General features: G+C 54.6%; 15 protein-coding genes. 7 read left to right on the top strand and 8 right to left on the bottom strand.

Annotation, left to right across the window (positions count from 1 at the left end):
- Positions 1-77: 77 nt before the first annotated feature.
- Positions 78-485 (top strand): HIT domain-containing protein, encoded by a 408-nt coding sequence (locus tag EYC98_RS04490; protein WP_279244105.1) that lies wholly within the window; start codon positions 78-80, stop codon positions 483-485.
- A gap of 61 nt (positions 486-546) precedes the next feature.
- Positions 547-918 (top strand): DUF2237 family protein, encoded by a 372-nt coding sequence (locus EYC98_RS04495; protein ID WP_320415538.1) that lies wholly within the window; start codon positions 547-549, stop codon positions 916-918.
- 21 nt (positions 919-939) lie between these two features.
- On the opposite strand, the gene EYC98_RS04500 is transcribed toward EYC98_RS04495, so the two are convergent.
- Positions 940-1683 (bottom strand): SDR family NAD(P)-dependent oxidoreductase, encoded by a 744-nt coding sequence (locus tag EYC98_RS04500; RefSeq protein ID WP_279244107.1) that lies wholly within the window; start codon positions 1681-1683, stop codon positions 940-942.
- 133 nt (positions 1684-1816) lie between these two features.
- On the opposite strand from EYC98_RS04500, the gene EYC98_RS04505 reads away from it, so the two are divergent.
- Both EYC98_RS04505 and EYC98_RS04510 read left to right on the top strand, forming a co-directional pair.
- Positions 1817-3079: a serine hydrolase domain-containing protein gene (locus EYC98_RS04505; protein ID WP_279244108.1), complete on the top strand. Its 1263-nt coding sequence runs from the start codon at positions 1817-1819 to the stop codon at positions 3077-3079.
- Positions 3080-3175: 96 nt separating this feature from the next.
- Positions 3176-4300: an acyl-CoA dehydrogenase family protein gene (locus tag EYC98_RS04510; protein ID WP_279244109.1), complete on the top strand. Its 1125-nt coding sequence runs from the start codon at positions 3176-3178 to the stop codon at positions 4298-4300.
- 22 nt (positions 4301-4322) lie between these two features.
- Here EYC98_RS04510 and EYC98_RS04515 read toward each other — a convergent pair whose 3' ends face one another.
- The 4 genes from EYC98_RS04515 to EYC98_RS04530 all read right to left on the bottom strand — a co-directional run bounded on the left by EYC98_RS04515 (position 4323) and on the right by EYC98_RS04530 (position 10096).
- A complete protein-coding gene (locus EYC98_RS04515; RefSeq protein WP_279244110.1) occupies positions 4323-6158 on the bottom strand; it encodes a flavin-containing monooxygenase in 1836 nt (611 codons plus the stop codon).
- Between the two features lie 84 nt (positions 6159-6242).
- The gene (locus tag EYC98_RS04520) at positions 6243-6944 is read right to left on the bottom strand and encodes a TetR/AcrR family transcriptional regulator (RefSeq protein ID WP_279244111.1); all 702 of its coding nucleotides are present in this window, start codon (positions 6942-6944) and stop codon (positions 6243-6245) included.
- Positions 6945-6956: 12 nt separating this feature from the next.
- Positions 6957-7937 (bottom strand): TIGR03621 family F420-dependent LLM class oxidoreductase, encoded by a 981-nt coding sequence (locus EYC98_RS04525; RefSeq protein WP_279244112.1) that lies wholly within the window; start codon positions 7935-7937, stop codon positions 6957-6959.
- Complete coding sequence (locus EYC98_RS04530) at positions 7934-10096, bottom strand: molybdopterin-containing oxidoreductase family protein (protein ID WP_279244113.1); 2163 nt, start codon at positions 10094-10096, stop codon at positions 7934-7936. The genes EYC98_RS04525 and EYC98_RS04530 overlap by 4 nt, the downstream gene beginning before the upstream one ends.
- A 384-nt stretch (positions 10097-10480) precedes the next feature.
- Here EYC98_RS04530 and EYC98_RS04535 point away from each other — a divergent pair, with 384 nt between their 5' ends.
- Positions 10481-12703 carry a TonB-dependent receptor gene (locus tag EYC98_RS04535; protein ID WP_279244114.1) on the top strand — a complete coding sequence of 741 codons (2223 nt, stop codon included), beginning with the start codon at positions 10481-10483 and terminating at the stop codon, positions 12701-12703.
- 326 nt (positions 12704-13029) lie between these two features.
- Here the strand turns inward: EYC98_RS04535 and EYC98_RS04540 are convergent, their stop codons facing one another.
- On the bottom strand, positions 13030-13374 hold the full coding sequence (locus tag EYC98_RS04540) for a putative quinol monooxygenase (RefSeq protein ID WP_279244115.1): 345 nt from the start codon (positions 13372-13374) through the stop codon (positions 13030-13032).
- A 127-nt stretch (positions 13375-13501) separates the two neighbouring features.
- Between EYC98_RS04540 and EYC98_RS04545 the strand changes: the two genes are divergently transcribed.
- Positions 13502-14518: an NADP-dependent oxidoreductase gene (locus tag EYC98_RS04545; RefSeq protein WP_279244116.1), complete on the top strand. Its 1017-nt coding sequence runs from the start codon at positions 13502-13504 to the stop codon at positions 14516-14518.
- Between the two features lie 10 nt (positions 14519-14528).
- Here the strand turns inward: EYC98_RS04545 and EYC98_RS04550 are convergent, their stop codons facing one another.
- On the bottom strand, positions 14529-15356 hold the full coding sequence (locus EYC98_RS04550; protein ID WP_279244117.1) for a hypothetical protein: 828 nt from the start codon (positions 15354-15356) through the stop codon (positions 14529-14531).
- Between the two features lie 96 nt (positions 15357-15452).
- Positions 15453-15884 carry a nuclear transport factor 2 family protein gene (locus EYC98_RS04555; RefSeq protein ID WP_279244118.1) on the bottom strand — a complete coding sequence of 144 codons (432 nt, stop codon included), beginning with the start codon at positions 15882-15884 and terminating at the stop codon, positions 15453-15455.
- 121 nt (positions 15885-16005) lie between these two features.
- Here EYC98_RS04555 and EYC98_RS04560 point away from each other — a divergent pair, with 121 nt between their 5' ends.
- Complete coding sequence (locus EYC98_RS04560) at positions 16006-16440, top strand: Zn-ribbon domain-containing OB-fold protein (protein ID WP_279244119.1); 435 nt, start codon at positions 16006-16008, stop codon at positions 16438-16440.
- The last annotated feature ends 6 nt before the right edge of the window (positions 16441-16446 follow it).

The following is a 16446-nucleotide window of genomic DNA, read 5'->3' on the forward strand; positions in this document are numbered from 1 at the left end:
GCTGACTTTGACGCAGGTTCCGCAGTGTTAAACGGTAGCGTGTCTTTGCCATTACCGAAAATCGAGGTGCGTACTTAATGATACATCCCCAATTGGCGGACGATTGTCATCTGCTGGGTCGCTTTGACTCCTGTCGGGTTTTGCTGCATCGCAACGCCGCTGTGCCCTGGTTTATTCTGGTCCCGGACACGGAACTTGAAGATGTACTTGATCTATCTGCCATTGAGTTGGGTCAGGTGATACGCGAGTGCCAGCACCTTTCGACATTTTTGAAGAGCCAGCTTGGATTTACCAAGGTCAACTTTGCCGGACTGGGCAACGTGGTGCCGCAAATGCACCTGCACGTTATAGGACGCAGTACCAGCGATGCCTGCTGGCCCCAGCCGGTCTGGGGCAATCTGACACAGACTGCAGAATACGCCGCAGATACGCTAAAGCAGTGGGTGCTGATGCTGCAATCTGATTACGGCTTGCAAGATTGCTAAATCTGGCCACTCGGCCGCTGAACTAAACAGAACACGACAGAAGAGGTAATAGATTGTGGACATGGATGATTCAATCAACGTTTATGGTGAAGTGTTGCAAAGCTGCAGTGAGGAGCCAATGACAGGTTTTTTTCGGGACGGTTGTTGCAATACCAATGAGCAGGATGGGGGGTCGCATACGGTCTGCGTGGAAGTCACTGATGAGTTTCTGGAGTACTCGCGGTTTCGCGGTAATGACTTGAGCACGGCGATGCCAGAATTCGGCTTCCCCGGTTTGCAGGCGGGCGACCGCTGGTGCTTGTGCGCGGCACGCTGGCTGGAGGCTCAAGAGCAGGATATGGCGCCACGTGTGTTTATGCAGCGTACCCATATCAAGGCGCTGGATATTATACCGATGGAGCTGCTACGCAAGTTTGCGGTTGATCTTAACTAGCCGGCATTTTCAGAGCACGGTTTACCAAGGCTCTACCCACGGCCTCAGATCTAGCTCATGAGTCCAGGCATTGCGCGGTTGGTTGTGCAGCATCAGGTAGCTGCTGGCGATGGCAGCCGGGTCCAGTAGGCCGTCATCCGGGCGGTCTGCCACCATGTCCGGAAAAGTGGTGCGCACGAACTCGCCGTCTATCGGCCCGTCGACAATAATATGCGCGACATGGATACCCTGTGGGCCCAGTTCCCGGGCCATGCTTTGGGCCAGCGCGCGGGCGCCGTGTTTGGCGGCGGCAAAGGCTGCGAACTGAGCCCCGCCACGCAGCGCTGCGGTAGCGCCGGTAAAAAAGATACTGCCGTTGGCGCGCGGCAACATGCAGCGCGCTGCTTCGCGACCTACCAGAAAGGCGCCAAAGCAATCGGTTTCCCACACCCTGCGAAAGGTACCGGCCGATAGTTCTGTAATAGGTCGCCGCGCGCCGATGGCGGCGTTATAGACCACGACTTCTAATGGCCCCAGGTCGCGCTCAATATCTGCAAAGCACTGTATAACGGCGTCTTCATCACAGGCATCAAGCCCATAAGCGTGCGCTTCCCCGCCGTGGCTTCGAATCGATGCTACCAACTCCTGCAGCTGTTGTTTGTCGCGACGGGCCACGCAAACCCGGTAACCTGCGGTGGCAAAAGTCTGAGCAATGGCGCCGCCGGTGCCGGGTCCGGCGCCGATGATAAGTGCAGTGGCTTTGTGCGTGTTGTCGCTCGCTGGCATGAAGGATATCCGTGTGTCTGGTTTTGGGTTTGGAGTTGTTCCTGTGCTAAGTTCTATCACAGATGCTGCGTCAGCGGCCACACAATAACGATAACAAAGCAGCCCGCATTAGCTTGCTGCACAAGGATCTATCATGACACTTCGCACGTTGCGGGCGCGCCATGTTCCGCTGGATGGAATGATCCACCCCGACTTCAAGGCCGTGGAGTCAGCGTTGCGGCGACAACTGCAAAACGACTCCGGTGGTGCAGCGGTATGTGTCTATCATCATGGCGAATGTGTAGTCGACCTGTGGGGCGGTTACCGCAATGAAGAGCAGGAACTGTGGCAGCGAGATACCATGTCGCCAAGTTTTTCTACGACCAAGGGTGTGGCCGCCACGCTGCTGCATATATTTGCGGATCGCGGGCTGATCGACTACGACGAGCCGGTGGCAACTTATTGGCCCGAGTTTGCGCAGGCCGGTAAAGGCGATATAACCGTGCGACATGTGCTGTCGCACCAGTCCGGGCTTTATCATATTCGGCAAATGATTGACCGCGCTGACCGCATGCTGGACTGGGATCACATGATCGGGGCTATCGAGCGGACTGCGCCGGCACACGCGCCGGGACAGCGCACTGGATATCACGGTCTGACCTTTGGCTTTCTGGTGGGCGAAATTATTCAGCGAGTCTCAGGCAAAAAATTCTCTGCCCTGGTGCAACAGGAGATCGCGCGTCCGCTGGGTCTGGATGGTTTGTATATCGGCGCTCCCAGCCGGGAAATCAAACGCGCCGCGCAGCTGATGATTCCGCAGGGTACCCGGCGCCTGAGCCAGACTTCCTTTGGCAGTAAGTTGGAAGTTCAGGTCAGTAATTTCAGCAAGCTAATGCGTGCGCTGGGCCGGGACTCAGATCTTGCCAGTATTTTTGACGCGCTCGCACCGCGCGGGATCAGCGATTTTGACTTTGGTTCGGTGGCAACGCTGAGTGCAGCGATACCCGCTGCCAATGGCTTGTTCACAGCCCGTTCATTGGCAAAACTCTATGCTCTGTTGGCCAATGACGGGGAGCTCGATGGTAAGCGTCTGTTGTCGGCAGAAACTATTGGGTTGGCGACCACTTTGCAGCAGGGGACGGCGAAGCATTCGGTGATTCCTTTTGACATGCGCTGGCGACTTGGCTATCACGGAGTTGTCACGACCCGCGGAATTCCCCGCAATGCCTTCGGCCATTTCGGCTTTGGCGGTTCCGGGGGCTGGGCCGACCCTGAGCATGGCTTGTCGGTGGCACTGATTGTTAACAGTGGCCTGGGTTCACCCTTTGGCGATATGCGCACGGCCCGCATGGGCGGCGCGGCGCTGGTAGCGGCCAAAATGCGGGACCAGCGCCGGGTGAGATACAGTCTGGCTTGATTAAAAACCGGATGAACTGATTGTTATTTTGGGTCGCTTTTGCTACCGTTTGCGACTACTTTTCGGACACCCAAACTGGGTTTTACAGAGGCAGGTATGGACCTATCACTCAGCGATGAACAGCAGCTACTGAAAGACAGCGTTGGCCGTTTTGTTGCGGACAATTACTCAGTAGATCGTAAGCGTCAATTGCGCGATACCGAGTTGGGTTTTGCCGCCGAGAACTGGCAGCAATTTGCCGAGTTGGGCTGGTTAGCGCTGCCTTTCGCGGAAGAAGACGGTGGCTTCGGCGGGTCTGCGCTGGACGTTGCGGTGATTATGGAAGAGTTTGGCCGCGGTCTTGTGGCGGAACCTTATCTGGTCAATGTCGCACTGTGCGGGCGTTTTCTGGCCAGTGCCAATGCCGAGCAACGTGCTGCCTGGTTACCCGGCCTCATAGAAGGTGAGAGTCAGTGGGCGTTTGCTTATGCTGAACCTCGTGGCCGTTACAATCTGGCCAGTATTGCGGTCAAAGCCGAGGCATCAGAGTCCGGCTATTCGCTGACCGGCAAAAAAGTATCGGTACTTAATGGCCATGCTGCGGATTATCTGTTGGTAAGCGCTCGCACCGCCGGTGACGTGCGTGATCAAAGTGGTATCAGCCTGTTCGTAGTAGCCGCCGATGCAGAGGGAATCACGAGAACTTCTTATCCTCTGGTCGATGGCACTCTGGGCGCGGATATTGAATTCAACGGGGTTGAGGTTTCGGCTCAAGCCATGATTGGCGCACCTGGCGCGGCTTATCCACTGGTAGAAGATGGTATTGCTCAGGCTATCCTGGCGGTGGGTGCGGAGGCACTGGGCGCAATGGATGTTCTATTGGCTCAGACTGTGGAGTACACCAAGACTCGCGAGCAGTTCGGTCAGCCAATCAGCAATTTTCAGGCCTTACAGCATCGCATGGCAGATATGTACCTCGACTGCGAATCACTGCGTTCGCTGCTCTATTACGCCTGCATTGCGCGCGACGAAAACCGTGCCGACAAGCTGCAAGCGGCCTCTGCGCTCAAGGTTAAGGTGGGTGATGCTGGGCGTTTCGTATCGCAACAGGCGGTGCAATTACACGGGGGCATCGGTATGACCGACGAGCTCGGTATCGGTCACTACTTCAAACGTCTGCTGCTATTGAACTCTTTGTTTGGTGACAGCGAGCATCACGTGCAGCGTTATATTGACGCTTGATTAGCCGCCTGCGGCTCGCGGCCTAATGCTGGCCGGCGTCCGTCGATTCCAGCTTCAGACCGCTGAAATCCCCCGCCTCACGCCATTGGCGCAGTAGCTCGAAAAATGCGATCGGCCCTTCTCCGTAAGGTGCCGCCTGTGCCGCCAGCGGATTGGGTTGACCTTCATTGTTGTAGTAACCCGGGGTGCAGGTTTCGCCACCCAATACCGCGCCGTTCATCCCTTTATCGACAATGGTCTGAGTCCATCCCTGTTCTGCTTCGGTGGTGGCTTCCACCCGTTCAATACCGTGCTGCTGTGCGTGGCTGACGATATGGGCGATGTGCACTGCCAGTTCGTCCAACATATGCGGGTAGTTGACGGTAAACCCGCCTTGCATCTGGCTCATGATAAAGCAGTTGGGAAACTCGTTCACGGCCATACCATGCAGCGAGTTTATACCCTCGCTCCACTTGTCGGTCAGCGAGCGTCCCGCGCTGCCTATCATTTCGTAACCGGCGCGGCGCTCATAGCTGGTACCCACCTCAAATCCGGTGGCATAAATGATGCAGTCCACTTCATATTCCTGGCCTGCGGCAACAATGCTGTGTTCATTGATGCGGGTGACGCCTTCGCCGTCGGTGTCGATCAAGGTGACGTTGGCGTTGTTAAAGCTCTGTAGGTACTCATCGTGAAAGCAGGGGCGTTTGCAGAACATGGCGTACCAGGGCTTGAGCTTATCCGCCGTCTCCGGATCGGCGATCAGCTGATTACAGCGGGCCCGAATCTCATTCATTTTCTCGGCGTTTGCCAGTTCCAGGGTCTCTGCCAGACTGCGGCCGCTGGCATCGTTTGCGCCTTCGTGAAGCATGCGCAGGGTTTTGCCAACAATATCGGTCCAGCCGTCATTCACCATATCTTCTGCTTGCGGCACGCCGGATACCAGCGCGTTAAAGTTTTCCATGCGGGCGCGTTGCCAGCCGGGTTCCAGCCCAGCGGCCCACTGCGGGTCCGTGGCGCAGTTGTCGCGCACGTCTATGCCTGAAGGTGTGCGCTGGAATACGAACAGCTGCTGCGCTGTTGCTGCCAGATGGGGCACACACTGCACTGCAGTGGCGCCAGTGCCGATGATGGCGACACGCTTGTCGCGTAACTTATCGAGACCGCCGTCGGCATCGCCGCCCGTGTAGTCATAGTCCCAGCGGCTGGTGTGAAAACTGTGTCCGCGAAAACTTTCTATACCGGGGATACCGGGTAATTTTGGTCGATTTAGCGGGCCGTTGGCCATGGCAATAAAGCGCGCGGCTAGCACATCGCCCCGATCTGTGGTGACCTGCCAGCGGCAGGTACTTTCGTCCCACTGCATTTTGGTGACTTCGGTTTGTAACAACGCGTCATCATACAGTCGATAATGTTTTGCAATCGCGCGCGAGTGGGCAAGTATCTCTGGCGCCTGCGCATATTTCTGGGTGGGGACGTAGTTGAGCTCTTCCAGCAGTGGCAAGTAAACATAGGATTCCACATCGCACTGCGCGCCGGGGTAGCGGTTCCAATACCAGGTGCCGCCGAAGTCACCGCCTTTTTCGACGATAACAATATCTTCCACGCCAGCTTCACGCAGCCTTGCCCCAGCCTGCAGGCCGCCGAAGCCACCGCCGATTAACACTACGTCCACCTGCCTTTTTACGGGATCGCGGCTGAATCCGGGTTTTACATAGGGGTCATCAATGTAGTGTGAAAATTCGCCGTCAACTTCAATGTACTGATCGTTGCCGTCGCCACGCAGCCGCTTGTCGCGCTCGACGCGGTACCTTTCTCGCAGTGCTTCTATCGACGTAGTGTCAGCCACAGTGTCGGTTGCTTGCGTCGGTGCATTCATCGTTTGGGGTCCCTGTATTGTTTTTGGATAGAACCGCTATTGAATATTGCTGTCTGCCTACCTGCCTACCTGCCTACCTGAGTGCTACTTGCGTGACGAGTGACGATGAATCGCCGCGTCCTGGTCTCCGGCATGAAAAATCTCTTCCAGGCGATCACTGAGGTAGTCGATCATGCGGCTCACCCTGGCGTCCTTCTGGCTGACGATCTGCGACACGGCCATGCCCTGCATTAGAAACTGACTGATATCCATCGCCAGTTCATAAAGCTCCCCGCGCTTGGCCCACTCCGGAAACAGGCGCTTGCTGGATTGGGCCACGTTCTCGTCAAAGCGGGCAATCGAATCTTCAAGGATGTACTGGAGCTCCGGGTCAGTGCGGCCGGCCACGCATAACTCATGATAGGCCGTGAACAGGTCTGAGCTGAGATAATTCCAGTAGCCCTGCAGTCCGCGGCGATTGCGTTCGTCCACTGGCAGGGAATGTGCTTCTTCGTCATCTATGGCTTCGTCGATACACTTGGCATACAAATACAGCAGCTTACCGTGCAGATACTCTACAGCGGCCTGAATCAGCTCGGTCTTGGATGGAAAGTGATGCAGCATTGCACCTCGTGAAACCTTGGCCTTGTCGGCGATCTTCGCGGTGGTGGTGCTGGCGTAGCCAATGGTGATGAAGCAGTCCAGTGCGGCATCCAGAATGGTATCCCGGGTCATGGCACTTTTTTGTGCCTGCCAGCCGGTTCGGTCGCGCGCTTTCTTCGTGCCTTTATCGGCGGATTCGGCCATCTTGAGTTCCTTTTAGCGGCCGGCGAGTCTAGCAACAACCGGTGCGAACTGCTCGACCATATTGTTTTCACCGTCGTCCAGTACAGTTATATAGGATATTCCGTAGATCTCGCGTCGCCGTTCCAGTTCTTCACAGATGTAGTCGACGCTGCCGATCAGATTGTGCGGGCCGGCTAGCAAGTCTTCGACAGGCATCCCAAAGGGCTCGGCGATGGCGCTGGCCGTGGCCTGTTGGTGATCGGTTACTACCGTCAGATAAGCACCGATTTCCAGCTCGACTTCGTCCATACGGTCGCCGGCGCCGTCTTTGATCCAGCCAATTTTCTTGGCAGTCTGCGCGGCCATGCCGGACATCATACCGTCGGGCCCCAGAGTCCCGGCGCGGTTGTTGAAGTTGAGGCTGACAATATCAGCTTCACGTCCGGCGATGGTTAACACGCGCTTGCTGCCACCGCCGATCATGATGGGAGGTCGCTCGGGGCGTGCGGGGATGCCGGAAAATCCTTGCCACTTTATATACTCGCCATCTATATCGAGTGCCTCGCCGCCCATAAAGGCCTTGACGCCGCTAATGACTTCTTCAAATTTATCGAGGCGTTGCTGGATACCCATAAAAGGTATGTTGACTGCGTTGTACTCAGCTTCAATCCATCCTGCGCCCAGCCCCAATTCGAGACGACCGTCAGACAGATAGTCCATGGTGGCAGCCTCTTTGGCGAGGATAATCGGGTCTCGGTAATCCATGCAGAATACCCGACAGCCTACTTTGATGGTGGTGGTCATCTCCAGGGCCATGGCAATAGCCGGTACCGCTCCAAGTAGCTGCGGGGGATGACCGGTACTTTCCTGCGCCGGACCCGGGCCGAAAAAATGATCGGCCAGGTGGTAGGCGGAATAACCCAGGTCTTCAGTTTTACGCACCATCTCACGCCAGGCAGCCGGAGACTTTGGGTTAAACGCCTGCAGTGCGAAGCGAAACGGTTTGTGGCTCATGCCGCTTGCTCCTCGCGACGTGTGATCGCTACGGGTATCGCGCTCTGTTGGGTCATGCCCGTATAGCGTTGGGTGTTTTCCAGGTTATCTATCAGCTTATTGGTGTTGGCACCGATTTCACGTACTCGATCATCAGAGTCGTCATCAGGCGCTGCGCCCCAGCTGTGATGCATGGCGATAACGCCGCGCTTGATGCGGTCATTGGCGGCGATGACACCGGCGATACGACCGTGCTCAGATTCTATGTCGACCAGGCAGTCGTCTTCCAGGCCCAGTGCGGTGATGTCATCGGGGTGCATATAGGCGGGGTTGGTGGTGCCCATTTTTTCTTTCAGGGCGGTTAAGTTAAGCCCGGATGAGTTGAGCACGAATTTGCTGCGCGCACAGATCAGACTGTGACTGTAACGAGCGTCGATTTTAGGGCGATTGAGCGCTTCTGCGAAATCCACGTCGAGCCCGTCGGGAAAGAATTCCAGTCGATCGGTGTGGTCTGGGTCTGCCGCGCTGACGGTGATTTTGTGTTCCTCGAAAATGTGTCCACCCGGATTGTCACGCAGCCAGCTCAGCGGTACTTTGGAGCCAGCGGTTATGGCGCTGAGGAGCTCAAACTTGGTGGGCTTCTTGGTATTGCTGATGGGAGTGCCGTAGACACTGACATCCAGGCCCAGACGATTGGCCAGGCCCCAGTATACTTCCCACTCTTCCAGCACATCGTGGTCGGTGCTGATAATGGCCTTGGAGTATTGGCTATAAGGTGCCTCGTACCAGGGGTCAGCTAGCAGGGTCACGTCTTCGCGTTCCAGCGTCAGTTTTGGGGGAAACACGTAATCCGCCATAGCGGTGGTTGCTGACATATAAGGGTCAATGCTTATCAGCAGATCAAGATCTTGCATCGCGCGATGAGCTTTGTCCTGGTTGGCCCATGCCAGCAGTGGGTTACCACCCACGACAATGAGAGCACGTACCTGGCCATCGCCCTCCAGCAGAATTTCGTCAGCGAGCATATTGGTGGGCATCTCCTGAGTCGGGCCCATCATGCCCATCACGGTCAGCTCTCCTAATTCAGGGTTGATACGGGATTTGGCCCCTTGTCCCCATGCCAGTGGCAGGCGCAATGGCTGTGCTTTCTTTTCTGAGGGTGGAGATAGCACCCCGCCGTTTGGCATGGTGTCACCTTCGCGATAGTAGCGACCGCAGAGACTGTTGAGGCTAGCCACCAGGTGTTGAGTCAGATTGGGGTTATTCGACATTTCCGGGCCGGTACCGGTAATAGCAATACCGCGCGGGCCAGCGGCAAAAGTGCGTGCTGCAGTGGCGATAGCATCCGGGGTCAGGTCGGTTCGTGCGGCAACGTAGTCCAGTGTGTAGGGTTGTACCTGAGCCTGCAATTGCTCCAGCCCCTGAGTATATTTGGCACAGAACTCAACGTCATGCAGATTTTCTTCCAGGATCAGCCGAATCATACCCGCGAGCAGAGTGGAGTCCTCACCGGGCTTGATTTGCAGGTGTTGGTCGGAACGGCGGGTCAGCTCCGTCTGTCGGGGGTCTACTGCAATCAGCTTGAGACCGCGTTTCTTGGCCTCGCGCAGTTTTTCAAAGGGGCTCACTGAGGGCACGCCACCGGGGGGTGCGTATTGCGACACCATCGGGTTATTGCCAAATATCAGGGTCACATCTGAGTCGTTAAAGAAGTGGGTGCCAGCTCCCCAGAAGCCGTGACGTGTGCCGCAGAAGACTTTGGCCGGCTGGTCGATAGTGACACTGGAGTAATAAGAGGGAGAGCCCAAGGCGTTATGCCATGCGCGGCTATAGGCCAGCTGACCCGAATTCTGGAACGCATAGGTACCGTTATAGGTGGCTACGGCGCGGGGTCCGTGTTCTTTAATGATGTCCTGCAGTTTGGCAGCCACTTCATCCAGAGCTGTTTCGCTGTCAACGGTGACAAAACCGTCCGCCGTTTTTTTCTGTACGGAGATCAGACGCTCCGGTTGGTACATCTGTTCAACCAATTGCCTGCCCTTGATACAGGTATAGCCGCCATACATCTCGTTGGAGGTATCGGGCTTTACGGCCTTGACCTTGCCGTCTTCAATATCGACGTCCATTGGGCAATAGGCATGGCAATAGCGGCAGAAGGTCTTCTCGGTGGTTATGGTCATGGGCGTCGTCGTCCTGATGCTGGTGAATAGGGGTGTTAATTTGTCGCCGATGGGGGCGCTCAAAAAAACAAGCAGGATTGATTGTATTTTTTGCTATTGGCGGCGTCCAGTGTTATTAATCGTCGCCCTTCAAATCAGGCGCCGGTCTAGCGTGGCGTCGCAGTGGCGCGTAGGCGGTGTTCGCCGCTGACTGATACCTTTAAAATTACCATTTCGCTGGCTTGCATTTGTTGGCCTATGCACCGGATACTTAAAAAAAACAAGCAAGGCTGATTGTAATTTGACAGCGACCTTGCCTGATAGTGGCTGATGTTCCGCAAGCATCAATGGGCAAGCTCAAAAAATTAAAATAATCGCCGGTTTACGGCACTGTAGGAGCGAAGTATGACCAAGCACCCCAAATTTAATCCCTCTCGAATTGTAGCTGGCATGTTAATAGCCGGCGCATCGGCGAGTTTGACCCCTGCTGCCCTGGCGCAGGACGAAGGCGCGGTTCTCGAGGAAGTCATGGTAACCGCGCGGAAGACTGCAGAGTCAATGCAAAGTATCCCCGTCGCCGTGACCGCTTTTAGTGGTGAAACCATTAACGATCTGATTATGCGAGATATTCGTGAATTGGAAGGAATGGTGCCTAACGTGGTAATTGACTCGGTGGCGGTCGCGCCTGGCGCGGCATCGCTCTATATCCGTGGCGTTGGTACCCAGGAAGTCGAGAAGAGTTTTGACCCCGCAGTTGGCGTGGTAATCGATGGTGTGCCCCTGTCATTCGTCAATGGCTCTATGGCTAACACCTATGATTTCCAGAGCATAGAGGTTTTGCGCGGGCCGCAGGGCACTCTCTTTGGCAAGAACACTACGGGTGGTGTGTTCAATATTACCCGCACTCGCCCTACCGGTGAACTCGGGCTCAGCTATGAATTGACCGCCGGCAACGATGGTCGTGAGGACGTCAAGGGGGTTTTCAATTTTCCGCTGGGCAATATGCTAGCCGGTAAAATTGGATACTCAAGCCAGGAAGGTGGAGGTAGCTATAAAAATATTACCCTGGAGAAAGAAGTCGGTAATCGTGATAACCAGGAGGTCACAGCTACCCTTCTGTTCACTCCGGTAGAAAGCTTTGAGGCATTGTTCACCTATACCAACTACAAAGATGAGAACGATGGAATCGGGCTGAAGAATTTGGCTTCCCTGACTGCCGGAGCCCCTGTAAATGATCCTGAACTTGTATGTGCGGCGTTCGGGGCCCTTGGTGGCTGCGCCGGTGATGAAGCTCTGGACGAGTATACGCAGGACTATTTTGAACCGATTGATTTTGAAGCAGATACTTATACGCTGAGAATGGACTGGGAACTCGGTATGGGGACTATCACCTCGATCACCGGTTACCAGGAAACTGACGAATCGGTGCCTACCGACTTTGATGGTTCGCCTGTCCCATTTTTCCATGCGGTTCGTGACCAGGAAGCGGAACAAAAGAGTACTGAACTACGTTTTGCCTCAAATGACTCACTGAGCGAGAATTTTGATTTTGTAACAGGTTTGTTTTGGGCCGAGGACGAGTACGCTCTGATCCAGAACACGGCCATTGCGTTTGGTTCACAGTTGAATCTGGCTAACAATTTTCATGAGAAAGAAGCCTGGGCAATATTTGGTGAGGCACACTACACGTTCGCTGATAAGTGGACGGTAACCGCCGGTGGGCGTTATACCGAGGAAGAGAAAGACTACTCCGGAATCCTGTGGAGTTCTTTTGACGGCGGCGCCAACTTTCTTTTTCAGGAGGAAGCCGGTGGTAAAAAGAAGTGGGATGAAGCGACTTACAAGCTTGGCCTCGATTATGCGCTCAATGACGATGTGCTGACCTATTTCAGTTTCACTCAAGGTTTCCGCTCCGGAGGATTCAATGGTCGCAACTCAAACGAGTCGAATATAGGCCCCTACGATCCTGAATACGTTGATAACTATGAAATTGGTATGAAAGGCGATTTTCTGGATAACACCCTGCGTTTTAACCTGGCCGCGTTCTATGTGGACTACCAGGACAAGCAGGAAGAGGTCATCCAGGAGTATGATGGCGCCTCTGTAACCGTAGTTAACAACGCGGCCACAGTTGAGAGTCAGGGTATTGAAGGCGAGTTGACCTGGGTAGCGACAGAGAATTTCCAGATCAACGCCAACTTTGGCTATCTGGACGCTAGTTACGACGAGTACATTGCCGATCTGAATGGCGATGGTACGGCAACCGACAACAGCCACATTGAGCTGCGGCGTACTCCCGAGTGGACGGCAGGCGTGAGCGGTCTTTATTCAGCGAATATTGGGCCAGGTACGCTGAGTCTGTTTGCCAACTATCGCTATACCGACGAGTATTGGACGGATACATCAAATGACCCCCGTGGTTTGCTGGATGAACGTGCTGTGCTGGATGCGACTATTTCCTACAACTGGGAGTGGGACACAGACAGAAACGTGAAAATCAGTCTTTTTGGTAGGGACCTTACCGATGAACTGGCTTATAACTCTTCGGTTACCATCCCTGGGTTGATATCTTTCTCCTCTATTACCGGTGGTCGTGAGTACGGCATGCAGATTTCAGGCAACTTCTGATTTGCTGAAAACTGGCGCGGGCATTGTCCCGTTAGCCAAACGAGAAAGGGGCCTTGCGGCCCCTTTTTTTATGTCTGAGATTTAGAAATTCACTGGGGCTGAAGGCAGAATAAATACCCAAAGGGCACGATGTTCTGCCCCACAGAGGCTGTGGTGGGTTCTTGTCTATGGGGGGCTGGTCTGTGGCAATTGCTGTGGGGTCGAATTTATTCGACCGATGTGCAGGGAGTCGGTGGTGCAAGGCAGAATAAATTCTGCCCTACAGGGGGGTGTGGCAATTGTTGTGGGGTCGAATTTATTCGACCATTGTGCGGTGCGGGTAAGCCTCAGCCAGTGAAGAATTCACCGCGGGGTACGCCTTGGGGGTCATAAACGGGCTCTTCGTGATCAATACGATACTTGAGGATATCGGTGCCGAGCATTTCATACTTACCCAGCAGCCCGAGCATGTCGGCGTAAAAAGGGCCCTTCAGGTGTGCGTTGAGGTCTTCCGACGAATCCCAGTTTTCGTAAACGTAAACGCGTCCAGGTACGGCCGGGTCGAGGCTCCATACGTAGTGATTGCAACCTTTCTGGTCGCGGGTATCTTTCATCAGCTGAGCGGATTCTTCCAGTGCGGCGGCGGCGTTTTCCGGGCTGAAATCAACGGTTCCGTTAATAATGACTCTCATGGTGTTACTCCTTGGCAGGTCAAAATGGGATGCTCACAGTAGCAAAAGCGACTGCTAAAACAAACAAAGTTGACTGCTTTTTTGCGGGCCGCTACTCTGCCTGTCCTTCACCTGAATGAGATTCGCCATGAGCGCCACTGTTAACCGCCAGTATATTCTTGCCTCACGTCCAAAGGCGCTGCCAACCCCGCAAGAGGTGCCGTTGGTTGAGTCACCAATGCCTGTACCTGCCGAAGGCGAAATCGTCATCCACAACCGCTATATATCGCTCGATCCGGCCATTCGCGGTTGGATGAGTGACGTTCCCAACTACATTGAGCCGATACCTGTGGGTACCAAGGTCTGGGCTACCGGTATTGGCGTGGTGGTTGAGAGCCGCAGCCCTGACTTCGCCGTCGGTGATATTGCGCTGGGCATGAATGCCTGGGAAGACTACACCTGCTGTGATGCTGCAGTAGCTTCTAAAATTGAAGACACAATGGGCTTGCCGCTGACCACTTTTCTCAGCATTCTCGGCGCGACCGGCATGACCTCCTATTTTGGCCTGCTGGATGTGGGTAAGCCGCAAGCCGGCGAGACTCTATTAGTTAGTGGCGCAGCAGGCGCCGTTGGCTCAGTAGTGGGTCAGATTGGCAAACTGATGGGCTGTCGGGTGATTGGTCTGGCGGGTGGTGAAGACAAGTGCCGTCAGGTGGTGGATGAATTTGGTTTTGACGACGTCATTGACTACAAGGCTACTACCGATCTGGCAGTGGCTATTGCCCAGAAGTGTCCAGACGGCGTAGATATTTATTGGGAGAACGTGGGCGGCGATATGCTCGATGCGGTGCTGCTTAATCTCGCTCATCGTGCTCGCATCGTATTCTGTGGCTGGATAGCGACTTACAACGACACCGAGCAGCGCCCGGGACCCAAGAACCTGTGGCAATTACTGGCCAAGAGTGCGCGCTTTGAAGGCTTTGTAATCAAGGACTACGTCGAACAGTTCCCCGAGGGCATTGCTGCCATGGGGCAGTGGCTAGCCGAGGGCAAAATCGTCTATAAAGAGCAGGTGGTTGAGGGTCTGGAAAATACCCTCGACGCGTTTCACATGCTGTTTGACGGCCGTAACACAGGCAAACTGATTGTTAAAATATCAGACTGATCCGACTGTTTTAGAAGCTGTAGGTCAGGTACAGCTGAGCGCCGTCAAACTTGAAGTCATACTCTTCCTTTTTGTCGCCTTGATCATGCTTGAGGTCGACATTGGTGTACTGATAACCGATTCCGCCGCCGAAGTGCTCAGTAAAGCGATACTCTAGCGCGGCCGACAGATAGCTGAAGGACCCTTCATAGTCATCGTAGCTGGCGCTGAGCCAGCCAGCATCAGCTTTGGCAGAGATTCTGTCAGTGAAGGCGTAGATGCCGTACAGCCGAAGGTTTGGGACCGGTGCGAGAAATTCATCGCTCTGACTTTCAAACTCGACCAAGGGTTCATCGTCAAGGCGCAGAGAGCCAGCTAGTCCTGCAGAAAGGTCAAAGGCATGGATACCCAGTCCAATTCCGGCCTCGGAGCGGTCGCTTTTGTGAAACGCGTAGGCAACGTCGATGACATAAGCGTCAGCGGTTAGTTTGGAGCTAAGTTCGGCGCCAGCAACATATTCCTGGCCGTCAAAATTAAAGTCTTCGGTGATAACGACTAGGCCGTCGCTGTCCCAGCGATTAAATGAGAAGTTTAGTGACCATCTTTCGCCAAAGCGCCAGCGAAAACCGGCCCAGGGAGTGTTGGTTGTTTTATCCAGGCCCAGCGTTTCCAGGTCGACAGGTGTTTCCGGCAATGGTGGCCGAGAAACCGTGATATCGCCTGCGAGATCGTTACGCAGGTAGCCTAGTTTGAAGGTAAACTTGTCATCCAGCACCGGGTTAACAGCATCGGCGCTAACCTGTTGCACGGCACCGAGTGCTGCTACAAGCGCTGCACTGCGCAAAGCGATTTTAATCACACCTATTCCCCTTTTGAACATAATGACTTATCAAGGCGCCAAGATAGACGTTTAGCGCTTGAATTACAATTGAGAACAGGCCGTACAAGTGCCGCTTCAGCCGGGATAGGGCTGGTAGGCTGCGCTGTAATCTGCAGGCCCGTGATACATGACATGGTAGCGACGCTCGGCGAATAACCATTGGCCATCTTCCAGTCGATACTTATCGTCGTAAACGCCCAACACCAGTGATGCGTCACCTTCTGTCGGCTTGGTGTGCTCAGTGATATACCAGCGGCCGCTGGCGGTATCGCCATCGACTTTGATGGTGCCGGAGTTCAGCATCATGATGGCGAATTCGAAAGAGCCCATGGCGCCCTGCCAGAGGTTGAATACCTCTTCGCGGCCGCGCACTTCCATGCCCATCAAAAACCACACGCTATCTTCACTCCAGGTAGCCTTCCAGGCATCTCCATCGTAGCGATTGACGGCATCGATATATTCGGCGACCAGATTGCGAATGGCCAATTCTGCAGCGACATCTGACATGGGTTTTGTCCTCTTTCAGCGTGTAAATAAAAAGAAACAGACTATACTGTTTTTTAGATTTTGAGCCTGATACTATGACCGATTCCTCTGTCATAAACAACAATTACAGGAGGCTGAGGCCATGACTTCTGCTACACAGCAGCGACCTATCGCTGACGGTTTATTTACCTGGCCCGCGGGTTCACCAGCTCTGCTGGGCTCACGCTGCCAAACTTGCGACAAGGTCGCTTTTCCCGCGCAGGGCAGCTGTACCGCCTGTTGCTCCACCGATGTAAAGGTAGAAGAGCTTCCAGCTCGCGGTAAACTCTGGACTTACACGATCCAGCGCTTTATGCCGAAATCGCCCTACAACAGTGGCGAGACGCAGGAGACTTTCAAGCCCTATGGGGTTGGCTATGTGGAATTGCCCGGCGCGCTGTGCGTTGAGGGCCGTTTGACCGAAAGCGACCCCGAGAAACTTAAAATAGGGATGGATATGGACGTTATTTTCTACCCTTATCGAAACGAAGCCGATGGCACCGAAGTCATCAGTTTTGCTTTCCAACCCGTTGCCTGAGGAGAC

The organism is Candidatus Litorirhabdus singularis, from assembly GCF_026262625.1.
In the GTDB taxonomy this organism is placed as follows: Bacteria; Pseudomonadota; Gammaproteobacteria; order Pseudomonadales; family Halieaceae; genus Litorirhabdus; species Litorirhabdus singularis.

Bases quoted from the DNA above. Each gene is read 5' to 3' on its own strand.
- EYC98_RS04490 (WP_279244105.1), top strand. From the start codon at position 78: ATGATACATCCCCAATTGGCGGACGATTGTCATCTGCTGGGTCGCTTT.
- EYC98_RS04495 (WP_320415538.1), top strand. From the start codon at position 547: ATGGATGATTCAATCAACGTTTATGGTGAAGTGTTGCAAAGCTGCAGT.
- EYC98_RS04500 (WP_279244107.1), bottom strand. From the start codon at position 1,683: ATGCCAGCGAGCGACAACACGCACAAAGCCACTGCACTTATCATCGGC.
- EYC98_RS04505 (WP_279244108.1), top strand. From the start codon at position 1,817: ATGACACTTCGCACGTTGCGGGCGCGCCATGTTCCGCTGGATGGAATG.
- EYC98_RS04510 (WP_279244109.1), top strand. From the start codon at position 3,176: ATGGACCTATCACTCAGCGATGAACAGCAGCTACTGAAAGACAGCGTT.
- EYC98_RS04515 (WP_279244110.1), bottom strand. From the start codon at position 6,158: ATGAATGCACCGACGCAAGCAACCGACACTGTGGCTGACACTACGTCG.
- EYC98_RS04520 (WP_279244111.1), bottom strand. From the start codon at position 6,944: ATGGCCGAATCCGCCGATAAAGGCACGAAGAAAGCGCGCGACCGAACC.
- EYC98_RS04525 (WP_279244112.1), bottom strand. From the start codon at position 7,937: ATGAGCCACAAACCGTTTCGCTTCGCACTGCAGGCGTTTAACCCAAAG.
- EYC98_RS04530 (WP_279244113.1), bottom strand. From the start codon at position 10,096: ATGACCATAACCACCGAGAAGACCTTCTGCCGCTATTGCCATGCCTAT.
- EYC98_RS04535 (WP_279244114.1), top strand. From the start codon at position 10,481: ATGACCAAGCACCCCAAATTTAATCCCTCTCGAATTGTAGCTGGCATG.
- EYC98_RS04540 (WP_279244115.1), bottom strand. From the start codon at position 13,374: ATGAGAGTCATTATTAACGGAACCGTTGATTTCAGCCCGGAAAACGCC.
- EYC98_RS04545 (WP_279244116.1), top strand. From the start codon at position 13,502: ATGAGCGCCACTGTTAACCGCCAGTATATTCTTGCCTCACGTCCAAAG.
- EYC98_RS04555 (WP_279244118.1), bottom strand. From the start codon at position 15,884: ATGTCAGATGTCGCTGCAGAATTGGCCATTCGCAATCTGGTCGCCGAA.
- EYC98_RS04560 (WP_279244119.1), top strand. From the start codon at position 16,006: ATGACTTCTGCTACACAGCAGCGACCTATCGCTGACGGTTTATTTACC.